Annotated in this window: 18 protein-coding genes; 15 read left to right on the top strand and 3 right to left on the bottom strand. The window is 68.4% G+C overall.

The features are described from left to right. Window positions 1-11: 11 nt before the first annotated feature. From ffh to AVP41_RS03055, 3 genes are all read left to right on the top strand, one after another. Window positions 12-1,565: a signal recognition particle protein gene (gene ffh / locus AVP41_RS03065; RefSeq protein ID WP_067160586.1), complete on the top strand. Its 1,554-nt coding sequence runs from the start codon at window positions 12-14 to the stop codon at window positions 1,563-1,565. Between the two features lie 123 nt (window positions 1,566-1,688). Next, the gene (locus AVP41_RS03060) at window positions 1,689-2,864 is read left to right on the top strand and encodes a hypothetical protein (protein ID WP_157532369.1); all 1,176 of its coding nucleotides are present in this window, start codon (window positions 1,689-1,691) and stop codon (window positions 2,862-2,864) included. After that, window positions 2,861-4,534: a glycosyltransferase gene (locus AVP41_RS03055; RefSeq protein WP_231902645.1), complete on the top strand. Its 1,674-nt coding sequence runs from the start codon at window positions 2,861-2,863 to the stop codon at window positions 4,532-4,534. The genes AVP41_RS03060 and AVP41_RS03055 overlap by 4 nt, the downstream gene beginning before the upstream one ends. 18 nt (window positions 4,535-4,552) lie before the next feature. Here AVP41_RS03055 and AVP41_RS03050 read toward each other — a convergent pair whose 3' ends face one another. Beyond that, a complete protein-coding gene (locus tag AVP41_RS03050; RefSeq protein ID WP_067160579.1) occupies window positions 4,553-5,716 on the bottom strand; it encodes a glutamate--cysteine ligase in 1,164 nt (387 codons plus the stop codon). A 184-nt stretch (window positions 5,717-5,900) separates the two neighbouring features. On the opposite strand from AVP41_RS03050, the gene rpsP reads away from it, so the two are divergent. The 4 genes from rpsP to trmD are packed head-to-tail and all read left to right on the top strand — an operon-like array spanning window position 5,901 to window position 7,892. Continuing rightward, a complete protein-coding gene (rpsP, locus tag AVP41_RS03045) occupies window positions 5,901-6,320 on the top strand; it encodes a 30S ribosomal protein S16 (protein ID WP_067160577.1) in 420 nt (139 codons plus the stop codon). 4 nt (window positions 6,321-6,324) lie between these two features. Further along, a complete protein-coding gene (locus AVP41_RS03040; RefSeq protein WP_067160575.1) occupies window positions 6,325-6,555 on the top strand; it encodes an RNA-binding protein in 231 nt (76 codons plus the stop codon). Between the two features lies 1 nt (window position 6,556). Further along, on the top strand, window positions 6,557-7,171 hold the full coding sequence (gene rimM, locus AVP41_RS03035) for a ribosome maturation factor RimM (RefSeq protein WP_067160572.1): 615 nt from the start codon (window positions 6,557-6,559) through the stop codon (window positions 7,169-7,171). 1 nt (window position 7,172) lies between these two features. Beyond that, on the top strand, window positions 7,173-7,892 hold the full coding sequence (gene trmD / locus AVP41_RS03030) for a tRNA (guanosine(37)-N1)-methyltransferase TrmD (protein WP_067160570.1): 720 nt from the start codon (window positions 7,173-7,175) through the stop codon (window positions 7,890-7,892). Here trmD and AVP41_RS03025 read toward each other — a convergent pair. Together AVP41_RS03025 and map are read right to left on the bottom strand one after the other, a co-directional pair. Continuing rightward, window positions 7,878-9,011, bottom strand: a complete 1,134-nt coding sequence (locus AVP41_RS03025) for an alpha/beta hydrolase fold domain-containing protein (RefSeq protein WP_067160567.1) — start codon at window positions 9,009-9,011, stop codon at window positions 7,878-7,880. The two genes, trmD and AVP41_RS03025, sit on opposite strands and share 15 nt — an antisense overlap. A gap of 9 nt (window positions 9,012-9,020) precedes the next feature. Beyond that, entirely contained in the window at window positions 9,021-9,803 is a 783-nt protein-coding gene (gene map / locus AVP41_RS03020; RefSeq protein ID WP_067160566.1) for a type I methionyl aminopeptidase, read from the bottom strand. Between the two features lie 52 nt (window positions 9,804-9,855). On the opposite strand from map, the gene AVP41_RS03015 reads away from it, so the two are divergent. From AVP41_RS03015 to dprA, 8 genes are all read left to right on the top strand, one after another. Further along, the gene (locus AVP41_RS03015; RefSeq protein ID WP_067160563.1) at window positions 9,856-10,347 is read left to right on the top strand and encodes an MFS transporter permease; all 492 of its coding nucleotides are present in this window, start codon (window positions 9,856-9,858) and stop codon (window positions 10,345-10,347) included. A 187-nt stretch (window positions 10,348-10,534) separates the two neighbouring features. Continuing rightward, window positions 10,535-10,882, top strand: coding sequence for a 50S ribosomal protein L19 (rplS, locus tag AVP41_RS03010; protein WP_067162723.1), 348 nt, complete (start codon window positions 10,535-10,537; stop codon window positions 10,880-10,882). A gap of 185 nt (window positions 10,883-11,067) precedes the next feature. Further along, the gene (gene lepB, locus AVP41_RS03005) at window positions 11,068-11,823 is read left to right on the top strand and encodes a signal peptidase I (protein ID WP_067160559.1); all 756 of its coding nucleotides are present in this window, start codon (window positions 11,068-11,070) and stop codon (window positions 11,821-11,823) included. After that, window positions 11,820-12,479 (top strand): ribonuclease HII, encoded by a 660-nt coding sequence (locus tag AVP41_RS03000; protein WP_067160556.1) that lies wholly within the window; start codon window positions 11,820-11,822, stop codon window positions 12,477-12,479. Before lepB ends, AVP41_RS03000 begins: the two co-directional genes overlap by 4 nt. A 40-nt stretch (window positions 12,480-12,519) precedes the next feature. Then, entirely contained in the window at window positions 12,520-12,843 is a 324-nt protein-coding gene (locus AVP41_RS02995; RefSeq protein WP_067160553.1) for a DUF2469 family protein, read from the top strand. Between the two features lie 96 nt (window positions 12,844-12,939). Further along, window positions 12,940-13,302 carry a YraN family protein gene (locus AVP41_RS02990; protein WP_067160550.1) on the top strand — a complete coding sequence of 121 codons (363 nt, stop codon included), beginning with the start codon at window positions 12,940-12,942 and terminating at the stop codon, window positions 13,300-13,302. Then, window positions 13,299-14,840, top strand: a complete 1,542-nt coding sequence (locus tag AVP41_RS02985; protein WP_067160547.1) for a YifB family Mg chelatase-like AAA ATPase — start codon at window positions 13,299-13,301, stop codon at window positions 14,838-14,840. The genes AVP41_RS02990 and AVP41_RS02985 overlap by 4 nt, the downstream gene beginning before the upstream one ends. Then, on the top strand, window positions 14,837-16,018 hold the full coding sequence (gene dprA / locus AVP41_RS02980) for a DNA-processing protein DprA (protein ID WP_067160544.1): 1,182 nt from the start codon (window positions 14,837-14,839) through the stop codon (window positions 16,016-16,018). The genes AVP41_RS02985 and dprA overlap by 4 nt, the downstream gene beginning before the upstream one ends. The last annotated feature ends 29 nt before the right edge of the window (window positions 16,019-16,047 follow it).

Raw genomic sequence — 16,047 nt, 5'->3', positions numbered from 1 at the left:
ATCGGTGCATCATGGCGACTTTCGGCACACTCTCCGACCGGCTCACCGAGACCTTCCGGAACCTCCGCACCAAGGGCAAGCTGTCGCCCGCCGACGTGGACGGCACGGTCCGGGAGATCCGGCGGGCGCTGCTGGACGCGGACGTCGCGCTGACGGTGGTCAAGGACTTCACCGCGCGCGTCCGCGAGCGCGCCCTGGGAGACGAGGTCAACCGGGCGCTGAACCCCGCGCAGCAGGTGGTCCAGATCGTCAATGAAGAGCTGATCGGGATCCTCGGAGGTCAGCAGCGTCGGCTGCAGTTCGCGAAGAACCCTCCGACCGTGATCATGCTCGCCGGTCTCCAGGGATCGGGCAAGACGACCTTCGCCGGCAAGCTGGCGCGGATGCTCGAGAAGGACGGCCACACGCCACTGCTCGTCGCGGCCGATCTTCAGCGCCCCGACGCCGTCGGCCAGTTGACGGTCGTCGCCGAACGCGCGGGAGCCACTATCTTCGCCCCGGAACCCGGCAACGGCGTGGGAGACCCGGTCCGCGTCGCGCGCGACGGCGTCGAGCATGCGCGTCGGCATCAGCACGACGTCGTCATCGTCGACACCGCGGGCCGTCTGGGTGTCGATGCCGAGCTCATGAAGCAGGCGGCCGACATCCGCCGAGCGGTCGATCCCGACGAGGTCCTCTTCGTGATCGACGCGATGATCGGTCAGGACGCCGTGAACACGGCCCGCGCCTTCCAGGAGGGCGTCGACTTCACCGGCGTCGTGCTGTCCAAGCTCGACGGTGACGCTCGCGGTGGGGCGGCGCTCTCGGTCGCCTCCGTCACGGGACGCCCCATCATCTTCGCGTCGACCGGCGAGAACCTCGAGGATCTCGAGCCGTTCCATCCCGATCGGATGGCCAGCCGCATCCTCGATCTCGGTGACATCCTCACGCTCATCGAGCAGGCGCAGGCCGCGTTCGACGAGGAAGAGGCGCGGAAGGTCGCCGAGAAGCTCGCGACCGAGCAGTTCACCCTCGAGGACTTCCTCGAGCAGATGCAGCAGTTCAAGAAGATGGGCTCGATGAAGAAGATGCTGGGGATGTTGCCGGGCGCCGGCAACATGAAGCAGCAGCTCGAGAACTTCGACGAACGCGAGATCGACCGCACCGAGGCCATCATCCGGTCGATGACCCCCGTCGAGCGCCGCAACCCCAAGCTGCTCAACGGGTCACGCCGACTGCGGATCGCGCGCGGATCCGGCATGACCGTGACCGACGTCAACCAGCTCGTGCAACGGTTCGACCAGGCCGCGAAGATGATGAAGACGGTCGCTCGCGGCGGAGTGCCCAACATTCCCGGCATGGGGCCGATGGGCGGCAAACCGGGCGCGTCGAGCAAGCGCGGGAACAAGCAGAAGAAGTCGGGCGGCTCCCGCTCGGGAAACCCGGCGAAGAGGGCGGCCGAGAACGCCGGCCTCGCCGCGTCGTCCACGGGTGCCACGCCCGCCGGCAGCGGATTCGGTCTGGGACGCCCGACGCCCGGCGAGCCGGATCTGGCAGAGATCCAGAAGCTCTTCGGCAAGGGATGAGGCGCGCGGCCGAGTTCGACATCATCGGCTGACCCGACGCTATGCTGACCCGCAATGATGTGCGACGCCGATGGCGGCGTCGACCGCTGGGGGCCGTGCGGGGGAGAAGCTGGCGGGTGGCAAGTGGCAAGGACAGTCTCGGCGACGTCCGTGTTCGAGCGGGACACGCCGCTCTTCGTCGAAAGTGAGTCGGGCCGGCTGGCGAAGTACCCGGCCTCCCCATGGGCGCGGTGGGGTCTGCGGCTGCTCATCGCGGCGGTCTTCGCGGCGATAGCGACCCTCTACCACCTCGGAAGCGGCGGTGACTGGTCGGCGACGGCGAACGGTGCCCTCGCCGAGCGTGTACCCGTGCTGACGCGAGGAGCGTTCGACGAGGGGGTGGGGATCGTCGGGGCTCTGTACCCGCCGCTCACGAGCCTGCTCGCTCTGCTCATTCCCGGCGGTGCATACGGGCTCGCGATCGCGGGCAGCGCGGCTGCCAGCCTCATGCTGCAGCTGATCGTCCAATCCCTGCAGCGCAAGGGATTTCCGTTCGGCATGAGGATCGTCTTCACCCTGGCCCTGGCGACGACGCCCATCTTCGCCTATATCGCCACGACGAACTTCGAATCGGTCGTCGGGTTGCTCTTCTTCGGGCTGGGCATGGTCGACCTCGTGCGATTCGTCACGTGGGCCAACACGCAGGCCGGGTTCCGGGCGGGATTGCTCTTCGCTTGCGCCGCGTGCTCGGACTCCACGGTGACCTTCTCCGCCCTCGTCGCGGCCGTTGCCGGCACGCTGATCATCCAGTCCCGCCGCGGTGCGAGGCTCGCCAACGCCTTCGTCGTCGCCTTCCCGACTCTGGCGCTGTTCGCGTCCCTGGCCCTTCTCGGGATCGCCTTCGGGGCGGGACCGCTGGCCATGGTGCGCGGCGATCTCGTGTGGCACCCGGAGCGGGTGGAGGGCTTCCTCGGCTCGGTGACCTCGCCTGGGGGCCTGTTGTTTCTCGCGCCCGTCGTGGTCATGATCCTCACCTCGTTCGCCCTGCGGTTTCCGGGCACCGCGCTGATCGCCGTGTTCCTCGCCGTGAGCACGCTGATCGCCTACTTCCTGGGCCTGACGCCCCCCGGTAACGCCGGCACCACCTACACGCTCATGCTCCTGCTCGCTGTGGCCATCGTCCCCGCGGCGACGACCATCGCTCATCGGCTCCTGACGGCGAGCGTCGCCGTCGTGCTGTGGCTCATCGGCTGGGTGACGTCCTCTCAATGGGCGACACTTCGCGACTGGCTCGGCGTCGTGGTGGGAGAGACCGCGTGAACGCCGCGCCGAAGCCCGCGCTCTGGAACGCTCAGTGGCGCACCCGATATGTGCAAGAAGGGTGGATACCGCTGGCCTGGGAGGGGGAGACGATCGTCGTCGGCGCCTCGCGGGAGCTCGGGCGCGGGGTCAGGAACGAGATCCGGCGCGACCTCGGTGCGGCTGCGATCGAGGTGCGGACGGTCTCCCACCGCGAGGTCGTGGACAGCGTCCTCGCCCGGTTCCGCGAGGAGTTCGCCGATCATGCGGCCAACGGCCTGGCGGAGGCAGATCCGGAGCTGTCGGCGCGACGCGTCCTCTCCCGCTCACAGCAGATCGGACTCGTGGCGATTCTCCTGGTCGTGGTCGCCTGCGCGATCCTCTGGCCGCTCCCGACGATCGTCACCGTGATCGCGGTGGCGAGCCTCGTCTTCCTCTGCAGCACGCTCTTCAAGTTCTCGGTCGCGCTTCATGGGTCCCGATACGACCTCGTTCAGCGCGTGGAGCCATCCGCGATCGCCGCGTTGAGCGATGAGGACCTCCCGGTGTACACCGTGCTCGTGCCCGTGTTCCGCGAGGCGAAGATCGTCGGGCGGTTGGTGGAGAACCTCGGCCGACTCGACTATCCCGTCGACAAGCTGGAAGTGATCATTCTCGTCGAGGAGGAGGACGACGAGACGCGCGACGCCATCGCCGTCTCAGAGCCGCCGTCCAACTTCGTCGTCGTGACGGTTCCGCGGGGTACACCGCAGACCAAGCCGCGCGCGTGCAACGTGGGTCTGGAGGTCGCGCGTGGCGAGTTCCTGGTGATCTACGACGCCGAGGATGCGCCCGAACCCGATCAGCTGAAGAAGACCGTGGTCGCCTTCTCGCGCGCGGACGAGTCGACGGTCGTTGTGCAGGCCGCCCTGAACTACTTCAATGCCCGTGAGAACATCCTGACGCGGATGTTCGCGCTGGAGTACAGCTACTGGTTCGACTACATGCTCGCGGGCCTCGACGTGCGGGATCTCCCGATTCCACTCGGCGGGACGTCGAATCACTTCCGTACCGCGGCCCTGCGGGAGCTCGGCGGCTGGGACCCGTACAACGTGACGGAGGATGCCGACCTCGGCATCCGCGCGAGTGCGCTCGGGTACCGGGTCGGCGTCGTGGACTCCACGACCATGGAGGAAGCGACCAGCCGGATGGGCGTCTTCGTCGGTCAGCGCAGCCGGTGGATCAAGGGCTACATGCAGACGGCGCTGGTGCACGCCCGGCGCCCGGGCAGACTGATCGCGCAGATCGGCCTGCGGCGTTTCCTGTCCTTCACTCTTCTGATCGCGGGCACTCCGTTGACGTTCCTCGGAGTGATCCCCTTCATGGCGCTCCTCGTGGCGGCTTTCGCCGTCCCATGGCTGGACGTATCGGCGGCCTTCCCCCCGCTGGTCCTGTGGCTCTGCCTCCTGAACTTCCTCGTGGGCAACGGCCTGATGGTCTATCTGAACATGATGGGGCCGTACAAGCGCGGCACCTTCTGGCTGGTCGGCTGGGCGATGTTGAACCCGGTCTACTGGATCCTGCACTCCGCGGCGTCGTACAAGGCACTCTGGCAGCTCATCACCAAGCCGCACTACTGGCAGAAGACGGAGCACGGCCTCTCCACCTTCCACCTCGACGCGGAGGCGACCGCCGATCAGCCGTCGCGATGAGGGAGGGAGGTCCGGGCGTCAGACGGCGGGAGAGGAGAGGTGATCCCGCAGTGTGGGGCCGGCGCGGAACTCGCGGATGAGGTGCTGCACGACTTCCCGGAGGTCGCCGTCGGCGGCATCTGCGACGAGCAACTGTCGCGCGTAGCTGGCGCCCTGCGACAGGATCGTCTCGATCCCCGCCAGCTCACGTGCGCAGTGCAGCTCCTCGGCGACGGAGCCGAGTCGCTCGATCGTCTCGCGCACGTGGTCGACCACCGGGCGCTGCGTCCCCTCGCGATCCACGATCACCCGGGCGTCGAGGCCGTAGCGCGCGGCCCGCCACTTGTTCTCCCGCACGAACCACGGCGGGATGGTCGGGAGCTCGCGGCCCTCGTCGATCTCGCGCGACAGGTGCTCGACGAGCACCTGCACGAGGGCGGCGACCGCTGCCAGTTCCGGAAGGGTCGACATGCCGTCGCACGCGCGGACCTCGATCGTGCCCCACCGCGGTGCGGGACGGATGTCCCACCGCACCTCGGTCGCGTCCGCCATGACGCCGGTGCGCACCATGTCGTCGAGGTAGTTCTCGAATTCCGACCACGTCTCCAGCGGCCAGGGGAGTCCCGCCGTCGGCAGTTGCTGGAAGACCAGGGCGCGGTTGGACGCGTAGCCGGTGCGGTCGCCGGCCCAGAACGGGCTGGACGCGGAGAGCGCCTGCAGGTGCGGAAGATAGACCGCCAGGGCATTGATGATCGGGAAGACCTTGGTGACGTCGTCGACCCCCACGTGGATGTGGATGCCCCAGATCATCATGTTTCGCCCCCACCATTGGGTGCGCTCGATGAGGCGGTGATAACGCGTCTTGTCGGTGACGCTCTGGTCGTACCACTGCGCGAACGGATGGCTGCCGGCGCAGAGGAGCTCGATGCCACGCGGCGCGGTGAGCGTACGGATCTCGGCGATCGCGTCCGCGATGTCATCGACGGCTGCGGCCACGGTGTCCCCGACCCCGCTGGTGACTTCCACGGTGTTGGTGAGCAGCTCGCCGGTGACGGTGTATCGCTCCAGCGCGGTGCGCTCTTCCAGGTCCGGCACGAGCTCCGGCGCGCGGGGGACGAGGTCACCCGACTCGTTGTCGGCCAGCATGAGCTCCCACTCCAGCCCCACGGAGGAGCGGGCGGATGTCGCGAACGGCACCGTCATGCGCACAGTCTGACACGCCCAGGCGGAGGGATTCGCAGCATGCGTCATGATCTGGCAAAATAGACGGTTGGACCGGCGCTCGACCCTCTATCCAGCGTCTCGTCCGACCTCAGAGCTTCCGCCGGGTGTGCACCCCACTCTCCAGGCGACGTTCATCATCACTCCCACACCATTCAGGAGAATCGTGGCTGTCAAGATCCGTCTCAAGCGGCTCGGTAAGATCCGGGCCCCCTACTACCGCATCGTCGTCGCCGACTCGCGCACCAAGCGCGATGGCCGTGTGATCGAAGAGATCGGCAAGTACCACCCCACCGAGGAGCCCTCGTTCATCGAGGTCGACTCCGAGCGCGCGCAGTACTGGCTCTCGGTGGGCGCTCAGCCCACTGAGCAGGTCGCCGCGCTGTTGAAGCTGACCGGAGACTGGGGCAAGTTCAAGGGCGACGCCAACGCGGTCTCGACGGTCAAGACCGCCGAGCCGAAGGCGGAGTTCAGCGTCGACGCGTCCAAGAAGTCGGTCATCAAGCCCAAGGCGGAGAAGAAGGCGGAGGAGCCGGCGGCTCCCGACGCCGACGCTGCCGAGGCCGAGACCACCGAGGCCGAGTAAGACCGTGCTCGCTGCCGCGCTCGAACACGTCGTCAAGGGGATCGTCGATCACCCCGACGACGTCACCGTCCGCTCGTCCACGTCACCTCGCGGAGACGTGCTGGAGGTGCGCGTGCACCCCGACGACCGCGGTCGTGTGATCGGGCGCGGCGGCCGCACGGCCAAGGCGCTGCGCACCCTCATGGCCGCTCTGGCCGACGGGTCGCGCGTGCGTGTCGACGTCGCGGACGACTGACGTGGCCGGTGCAGAAGCCGCACGCACCCAGTTGCGCGTCGGCCGTCTCGTCAAGGCGCACGGACTCAAGGGCGCCTTCAAGCTCGAGCTCTACACGGACGACCCCGATGGGCGTTTCGTCCCGGGTGCTCAGTTCACCTTGCAGGTTCCCGAGTCCTCGCCGTGGCACGGGAAGACGGCCACGGTTCGGGAGTTCCGCTGGATGAACTCGCACCCCGTGGTGTTCCTGGAAGGTATCGACGACCGTACGGCCGCTGAGTCGCTCGTGCGCGCCATCCTCTGGATCGACCAGGACGGCGACGACCTCACCGAGGACGATGCCTGGTACGACCACCAGCTGGTCGGCCTCTCGGTCGTTCGCGACGGGGCGACGGTCGGTCAGGTCCGCCGCGTCGATCACCTGCCGGCGCAAGACCTCCTCATCGTGGCACCGGCCGATGGGAGTGATCGCGAGATCCTGGTCCCGTTCGTCGCCGCGATCGTCCCCGAGGTCGATGTCGCCGCCGGACGCGTGGTGGTCACTCCTCCTCCGGGGCTGTTCGAGGACCTCCCCGATGACGAGGAGCCGGTCGGCGAGACCGATGGTGCACCCGGCGAGTCGTCTTCCGAGTCCTGACGTGCGCGTCGACGTCGTCACGATCTTCCCGTCGTTCTTCGACGTGCTCGAGGTCTCGCTCCTGGGCAAGGCCCGCGCCAGTGGCATCCTCGACGTGCGCGTGCACGATCTTCGTGACTTCACGACGGACCGCCACCGCACCATCGACGACACGCCGTACGGCGGCGGCGCGGGGATGGTCATGAAGCCCGAGCCCTGGGGTCAGGCGCTCGATGCTCTCGTGGCCGACGATGAGGCGAACGAGGAGACGCGGCCGACGTTCATCTTTCCCTCGCCTGCGGGCGAGCGCTTCACCCAGGCGACGGCCCGCGAGCTCGCCGGGCACCGCCGCCTGGTCTTCGGGTGTGGACGGTACGAAGGGATCGACGAGCGGGTCTTCGACTACGCGGAGACGCTCGGCGAGGTTCGACTCCTCAGCCTCGGCGACTATGTGCTCAACGGTGGCGAGGTCGCCGCGATGGCGATGATCGAGGCGATCGGCCGCCTGATCCCCGGCGTCGTCGGCAATCCCGAGAGCCTGGTGGAGGAGTCGCACGAGTCGGGGCTGCTCGAGTATCCCTCCTACACGAAGCCGGCGGTGTGGCGGGGGCGCGAGGTTCCTCCCGTCCTCCTCAGCGGCCATCACGGACACGTCGCGCAGTGGCGGCACGAGCAGCAACTCGACCGTACTCGCAGCCGCCGCCCCGATCTTCTGGGCGACGACGAGTCATCCGTCGTGTAGCGCCCGTAGCGCCGCGATGACCTGATCGTCCCACCGACGGGACGCGTCGAGCGCGCCCGTGTAGGTCGGTACGTCGTGCCCGACGCCGAGATAGCGCACGACCGTCGCGTCGACGCCGCTGCGACGCAGCGCCGCGCCGTAGGCGGCGCCGTCGCCGCGGAGGTTGTCGTACTCCGCGGTGAGGATCAGAGCGGGTGGAAGACCGGAATGGTCCGTCGCCCGGAGCGGAGATGCGTACGGGTGGCGCGCGTCGCCCCGGGGTCCGAGATATGTCCGCGCGATCGAGCGCAGCTCGCGGAGGACGAACAGGGCGGGGATACCCATCGCCCACGTGGGGCGGAGATCGATGTGCCGACCCGTGAGGTCGGTGACCGGCACCTCCAGCACCTGGCATCGGAGAGGGTGCTGTGCGCGGTCGCGGTTCATGAGGGCCACGGCGGCGGCGAGTGCGCCCCCCGCCGACGTGCCGTGGAGGCCGACGCGATCCCGATCTACGCGCAGCTCCGTCGCGTGAGCCAGGAGCCATTCGAGCGCGGCGTGTCCCTGCTCTACTTGCGTGGGGAAGCGGTGCTCCGGTGCCAAGGCGTAATCGACGGCGACCATCACCACGTCGGCGCCGGCGGCACGACGTCGAAGGGCCGCGTCGGTGGTCGGGTAGTCGATTCCGCCGATTCGGAAGGCGCCGCCGTAGAAGGAGAGGACCGCGGGCCGGCGACGGTCGTCGTCGGCGGGGCGATAGATCCGGACGCGGACGGCGGGATATCCGGGAACGACGATCGTGTGCTCTTCGGTCGGGAGGACAGGACCGGGCGTTCCCGCGCGCGCCAGCTCGGCGCGATCCCAGGCCAGGGCGGCAGCGCGATGACGCTCGCGAGGGGTCATCGATTGCGCGGACCCTCCGGTTCGACGAGGCGGCGGCCCGGCCGGAGCGGGGTCGGTGTTGGGTGTCGCGGGGGACCGGAAGTCGTCGCGCCGCGGCGGCGATGGCCACCACCGCAGCAGGCCGAGAAGTCGCATGCGCAGGGTGCTGAGGGCGGTGCGCAGGGTCTTCCCAGCCGGGCGCAGAAGGTAGCGACGGTGTACCCGGAGCCGCTCCGCGAAGTAGGGGTCCAGGGGCACGTCGAGGCCTCAGTCGACACCGAGGAAGGAACGATCGGTGAGGACGATCGGTCCTTCCTCGGTGATGGCCACCGTGTGCTCCGAATGTGCGCCGCGAGAACCGTCGACACTGCGCAGCGTCCAGCCGTCGGGGTCGGTGACCAGGCCATCCGTGGTCTGCAGGAACCACGGTTCCAGGGCGAGGACGAGACCCGGTCGCAGTGGGTATCCGCGACCGGCCTTGCCATCGTTGGGTACGTGCGGGTCACCGTGCATCGTGCGCCCGACTCCGTGGCCACCGAAGTCGGTGTTGATGCGGTAGCCGTCGGTCGTGGCCACGTGAGAGATGGCGGCAGAGATGTCGCCGATACGGTTGCCGACGCGAGCATGCGCGATGGCGGCTTCCAGCGCCCGCTCGGTCGTGTCGATGAGGGCGAGATCTTCGTCGCGCGCGGTACCTACGACGAAGGACACGGCCGAATCGGCGACCCAACCGTCGACGGAGACGGCGAAGTCGAGGCTCACGAGATCCCCGCCGCGCAGATCGTAGTCGTGGGGCAAGCCGTGCAGGACGGCGTCGTTGACCGAGGTGCAGATCACCTTGCCGAAAGGACTCGCGCCGAACGAGGGGTGATAGTCGATGTAGCACGACTCCGCGCCCGCTCGACGGATGAGATCGTGGGCACGCCGGTCGATCGCCAGGAGGTTCGTCCCCACGGTGGTCTCGTCCCGGAGCGTGGCGAGAACCTCGGCGACGAAGCGCCCCGCGGGTCGCATCTGGTCGATCTCTGCGGGCGTGCGCAACTCGATCATGTGGATCCTTTCCTCAGGTTCCATTCTGACGGACAGGCGTAGCATCGGAGTCATGTGGGTACGACAGGCGTTCTTCCGATGGCTGATTCCCGCGGCGGTCGTCCTGCCGCTGTGGCTCGTGGTCGGGTGGATCGTCTTCGGCGCGAACCCGTGGGCGCTCCTGTGGGTGCTCGTGTCGGCTCCCATTGTCTTCATTGGCCAGATCGTGCTGACCCTTCTCATCCGCGCCCGCGGGACGGTGCGCACCGATCGGGCCGTGTCCTGGACCGATCTCGGCGTCATCGGCGCCTGGCACGTGCTCATCATCGCTCTGGGGGTCTTCGACGGGCGATGGTGGTGGCCGACCCTCGCGGTGACGGTCGCCGTGGGCGTTGCCGCGTTCTGCACCTCGCTGTCTCAGCTGTGGCGAGAGGCGCGGCCATCGTCCTTCCTGCTACGCACGAGTGACGGCGTCGGCTACATTCCTCCGGCACCCGAGCCCGCGTCCGGGCGAGTCGATCCCGACGTGCTCATCGTTCGTGAGAACCGCCCGCCGACGCCCTGACGTGCCTGGCCGGGTCCACGGGGACGCGGTTTGGCGACCGTGTCCGTCCGTGGCAGAATAGACACTTGTGCCCTGACCGGTCTCTGCCTCAGGGGAGCACGGCGCTGAACCAATCGGCGTCCCGGGTACACCTCATTCACCTTTGACTCTCGCGATCGACCTGTGGCGGTCGCAGGAAGTGACGATCATGCAGATCCTCGACTCCGTCGATGCGGCTTCGCTCCGCTCCGACATCCCGACCTTCTCGCCCGGCGACACCGTCAAGGTGCACGTGAACATCACCGAGGGCAACCGCTCTCGTATCCAGGTGTTCCAGGGCGTCGTCATCGGCCGTTCGGGCGATGGCGTTCGTGAGACGTTCACCGTCCGCAAGATCAGCTTCCAGGTGGGTGTGGAGCGGACCTTCCCCGTCCACAGCCCGTCCATCGATCACATCGAGGTCGTCACCCGCGGTGACGTCCGTCGCGCCAAGCTCTACTACCTGCGTGAGCTGCGCGGCAAGAAGGCCAAGATCAAGGAGAAGCGCGACAACTGACGCGCTCGTCCGCGAATGCCCCGGGTCTCTTCCCGGGGCATTCGTGTTTCCCGGGGGGTGCATCTTGGCGGATCCGGTGCCTTGAGCGTGCGCCGCGACGCGGAGACGAGGCCGGGGTGTGCGAACCTTGAGGGGTGCAGTGAGCATGGCGGGATCAGCCCCTGCCGCCGAGACGAAGGATTCGCATGACGTCCGAAGAGACCGCCGCAGGGGCGGCCGAAGCATCGTTGCGCTCACGACGGCGGTCTCGCCGAGGCTGGTGGCCGCTGATGCGCGACATCCTCGTCATCATCGTCATCGCGGTCTTGGTGTCCTTCCTCGTCAAGACGTTCCTCGTCCGGTCGTTCTACATCCCGTCGGGCTCGATGGAGCAGACCCTGCAAGTGCAGGACCGCATTCTCGTGGATGAACTCACCCCGCGTTTCGGGGGATACTCCCGAGGCGACGTCGTCGTCTTCCGCGATCCCGGCGGATGGTTGCCCAGCGAGCCCACTCCGGCTCGGTCGGTGCTGGTCGAGGCTGTCGACTGGCTGCTCTCCGTGGTCGGTATCTCCGCGCCGGACAGCAAAGATCATCTGATCAAGCGGATCATCGGCGTTCCGGGTGATCACGTCGTCTGCTGCAACGCCATGGGACAGGTGACCGTCAATGGTGTCCCCATCGACGAGTCCTCGTACCTCAATCTCGCCGAGGGCCAGAGCGCCCCCAACGTGGTCTCGTACGACGTGACGGTGCCCGAGGGCTCGCTCTGGGTGCTGGGGGACAACCGCGACTCCTCCCGAGACTCGCGGTACAACATGGACCAACCGGGAAGCGGCTTCGTCCCGCTCGATAACGTCGTCGGACGTGCGTTCCTCATCACGTGGCCGCTGCCGCGGTTCGGTCTCATCGACTTCCACCACGACGTGTTCGCGGGCGTTCCGGAGCCCGAGGCGCAATGACCGTCGTCGCGCCTCGCCTTGGTCTCGAGCGGCGCCTCCTCAAGGAGCACCCGCTCATCATCGCGTGCGACGAGGTCGGCCGTGGAGCCCTGGCAGGACCCGTGGCGGTGGGGGCGACCGTCATGGATGCCGCTGGCGCGCGGCGCCGGATCCCTCCGGGACTGCGTGATTCGAAGCTCGTCGCGGAAGCTCGGCGGCCGGAGGTCGCCGAGCGTGCGAAGGAATGGGTGCGAGCCTCGTCCGTCGGGTGGGCCGATGCCGGGGAGATCGATCGGGTGGGGATCATGCGCGCGCTGGGGTTGGCGGCCCAGCGTGCCATCGCGGACCTGCGCGCGGCGGGGGTCGTTGTCGAGGAAGCGCTCGTGCTTCTCGACGGCAACTACGACTACATTTCCGCGGCGGGGTCGGCGACCCTCACCGTCCGTCCCGTGATCAAAGCGGACCGAGACTGCGCGTCGGCGTCCGCGGCGTCGATCATCGCGAAGGTCGCGCGGGACGAGCTCATGGCGCGTCTCCACGAGGAGAGCCCGGTCTACCAGTGGGCGCGGAACAAGGGATATGCGAGCGCGGACCACCGTGCCGCGATCCGCTCTCACGGCCTCAGCCCTCACCATCGATCGTCGTGGGCGATCGCGGATGCGCCAACCTTGTTCTAGGGACGTCGCCGTCGCGTCGCGGCCATAGGATTGAGTCACCATGGATGACGAAGTCTTCGAGGATTACGACCGCGAACTCGAGTTGGCGCTCTACAAGGAGTACCGCGACGTCGTGTCGCAGTTCCAGTACGTCATCGAGACCGAGCGGCGTTTCTACCTCGCGAACGAGGTGAACGTCGTGCGCCGCGACACCGAGCACGATTTCTACTTCGAGATCTCGATGAACGACGTGTGGGTGTGGGACATCTACCGTGCGGACCGGTTCGTGAAGTCGGTGCGCGTTCTCACGTTCAAGGATGTGAACGTCGAGGAGCTGCAGCGGCGGGACTTCCAGATCCCCGACGAGCTGTCGCTCGACTCCTGAGCGCCGGTTCCTCCACGCCGTGCGAGAGGTGCGGCTCATCCCCATCTGAGGGTGCCGGGCGAAGTGCGCTTCGTCGCCGGGCGTCACGATCGTCGCATGGCGCTGAAAGACATACGCGGTCGCGACGGTGAGGATCGCGCGGCCGATTATCTGCTCGCCGCGGGCTACCGGGTGGTCGACCGAAACTGGCGGTGTTCCGAGGGCGAGATCGACATCGTGGCGACGCGCGGGGCGAGCCTGGTCATCGTGGAGGTCAAGACCCGGCGGACGGCATGGTTCGGACACCCCTTCGAAGCGGTCGATGCACGTAAGGCCGCGCGCCTGTGGCGCCTCGGGGCTGCATGGACTCGCACCCACGAGCCAGTGGCGCGCGGTCGCCGGCTGCAACTCGACATCATCGGAATCACGGGGGAAGACCCCCGTACCGCCATTCTCGAACACCTCGAAGACGTCCGATGACGATCGGTCGGACGTGGACGGTCGTCCTCACGGGTCTCGTCGGCGACGTTGTCGAGGTGGAGGCTGACCTCGCTTCGCAGACTCCGAGGTTCACGGTGATCGGTCTCCCGGACAAGTCGATCGGGGAGGCCCACCAGCGCGTACGTAACGCGTGCGGCAACAGCGACCTGCCGTTGCCCCGACGACATGTCGTGGTCAATCTCTCGCCCGCCAGTCTGCCCAAGCACGGCACCGGCCTCGATGTCGCCATGGCGACCGCCGCGCTGGCGACGGAACTGCCCCTCGACCCGGCCTCGCTCGCGGCTACGGTGCATCTGGGCGAGCTGGGTCTGGATGGACGGCTTCGACCCGTGCCAGGTATCCTCCCCGCCGTGGCGGCGGCTGCCCGCGCCGGGTTCCGCGTCGTGGTGGTGCCGGCCGCCTGCCGTGACGAGGCCGAACTGGTGGCCGACGTGCGTGTGGTCCCTGCGGTGAGTCTTCGCGACGTGGCGCGACTTCACGGGTTGGACGTCGTCGACACTTCCCAGGAGCCTGTGCCGCTCCCCGGGGGCGAGTCTCCGACCGTCGACTCTCCGCCGGAGGAGATCGACCTTCGTGAGGTGATCGGTCAGCCCGAAGCGGTGGAGGCGATGATCGTTGCCGCAGCAGGAGGACACCACGCGTTGATGAGTGGGCCGCCGGGGGCCGGGAAGACGATGCTGGCGCGGCGTCTTCCCGGCATCCTTCCCCCGTTGGCCGACGATGAGGCCCTGCAGGTCGCATCGCTGCGGTCCCTCGCCGGACGCCCCGTCCGCCGCCTCGATCGGACGCCACCCTTCGAAGCTCCCCATCACTCCGCGAGCGCGGCTGCCCTCGTGGGGGGAGGAAGCAGGCATGTGCGACCCGGGGCGATCGCGCGTGCGTCAGGCGGAGTGCTGTTCCTCGACGAAGCGGGGGAGTTCTCCGCCCACGCGCTCGATGCGCTGCGCCAGCCGCTGGAGACCGGGGAGATCTCCATCCACAGAGCGGGTTTCCATGCCCGGTTCCCGGCGCGGTTTCAACTGCTGCTGGCGACCAATCCGTGTCCCTGCGGCCAGTACGGGGTTCCCGGCGGCGCCTGCTCCTGTCCGTCGCTGGCGATTCGGCGCTACCTCAGCCGATTGAGCGGTCCGCTCGTCGACCGGATCGATATCGAGCTCTCCTTGCAGCGCGTGTCACTGGCCCGACTGCGCAGTGGCGAAGGGACGGTCAGCAGCGCGAGCGCACGCGAGCGCGTGGCGGAGGCGCGCGCTCGAGCGGAGCACCGCCTGCAGGGGCTGCCGTGGAGGACGAACGCCCGAGCGAGCGGGACGTGGCTCCGAGGCGGCCCGCAGGCTCCGTCGGCGGACGTCCGAGCTCCACTGGATGCGGCCCTTCAGCGCGGCGTGCTCACCCTGCGCGGCTACGACCGTGTGCTGCGTGTGGCCTGGACGCTCGCTGATCTCGACGGCCGTGATCGCCTCGTGGTCGGCGACGTGGGCCGTGCGCTTTTCTTGAAGAAGGGATCCGCGGCGTCATGATCGATCTCTCCACAGAGGCTGCCCGACGACGATCGGGTGTGCTCCGGGCGGACGTGACGGACGATGACGCCCTGCGGTCGCTCGATGCACGGATGCTCTGGTCCGCTCTCATCGAACCGGGCGACGGCGTCGCCGGCGCGCTGATCGCCGCCTACGGACCTCGCGCAGCCCTCGAGATCGCCGTGGGTGCGCGCGAGCTCCCGAGTGTGCGATCCGACGACATCCGGGAGGGCCGTCGGCGCTGGATGGCGCGGGTCGATGAGGCGACCACTGCCGTCGCGCGCGCACGTGCGGCTGGAGTCATGCCCCTCACGCCAGAAGACGAATCGTGGCCGCGTCGACTCGACGACCTGGGTGTCCACGCTCCCGTGTGCCTGTGGTGGCGGGGGAGCGCAGAGGTTCTGCGCCTGCCGCGGAGCGTCGCTCTCGTGGGAGCTCGCGCGTCGACCGCCTACGGCGAACACGTCACCGCCGAGCTCGCGGCCGGTCTTGCCGGCCGAGGCGCGGTCGTGGTCTCCGGCGCCGCTTACGGTATCGACGCCGTCGGTCATCGAAACGCCCTGCTGGCGGAGGGTCCCACCGTCGCATGGCTCGCAGGCGGCGTCGACCGCCCGTATCCCGCGGGCAACCGCCACCTCATCGAACGCATCGTCGGAGAGGGAGGCGCGGTCGTTGCCGAGGTTCCCTGCGGCGCGTCGCCGACCAAATGGCGGTTCCTGGCGAGGAACCGTCTGATCGCGGCGTCGTCGGTGGCGACGGTGGTGGTGGAGGCCGGATGGCGCAGCGGCTCTCTCAACACGGCCGGACATGCCGCGCAGCTGGGAAGACCTCTGGGTGCAGTGCCCGGCCCCGTGACGAGTGCGGCTTCGGCCGGCTGTCACCGCTTGCTGCGGGAGTACGGTGCACAGTGCGTCACGGGCGTCGATGACGTGCTCGAGTTGATGGGCTCCCTCGACGACTCCCGCGCGTCTGACGCCCGGGAGGTCGCCGCCGTGTCGTCGACGGACCCGGCTGATCGACTGATCGCGGCGCTCAACGCCACCGCCCCACGTGGCGTTGCTGAGCTCTCTCAGCGGACCGGTCTGCGTGCCGACGAGGTGTCTGCGGCGCTCGGACTTCTCGCCCTCGAGGGGCGGGTCGCGGAAGGACCGAAGGGCTGGCGACGGGCATCGCGGTGAGTCGGACGAGCGTCCGCCGTGTCGGGAGG

Source organism: Microbacterium sp. TNHR37B (assembly GCF_001620065.1).
Lineage (GTDB): Bacteria > Actinomycetota > Actinomycetes > Actinomycetales > Microbacteriaceae > Microbacterium.
The sequence above is the reverse complement of the archived record's forward strand: the minus strand, read 5'-3'. Positions and strand labels throughout refer to the sequence as shown.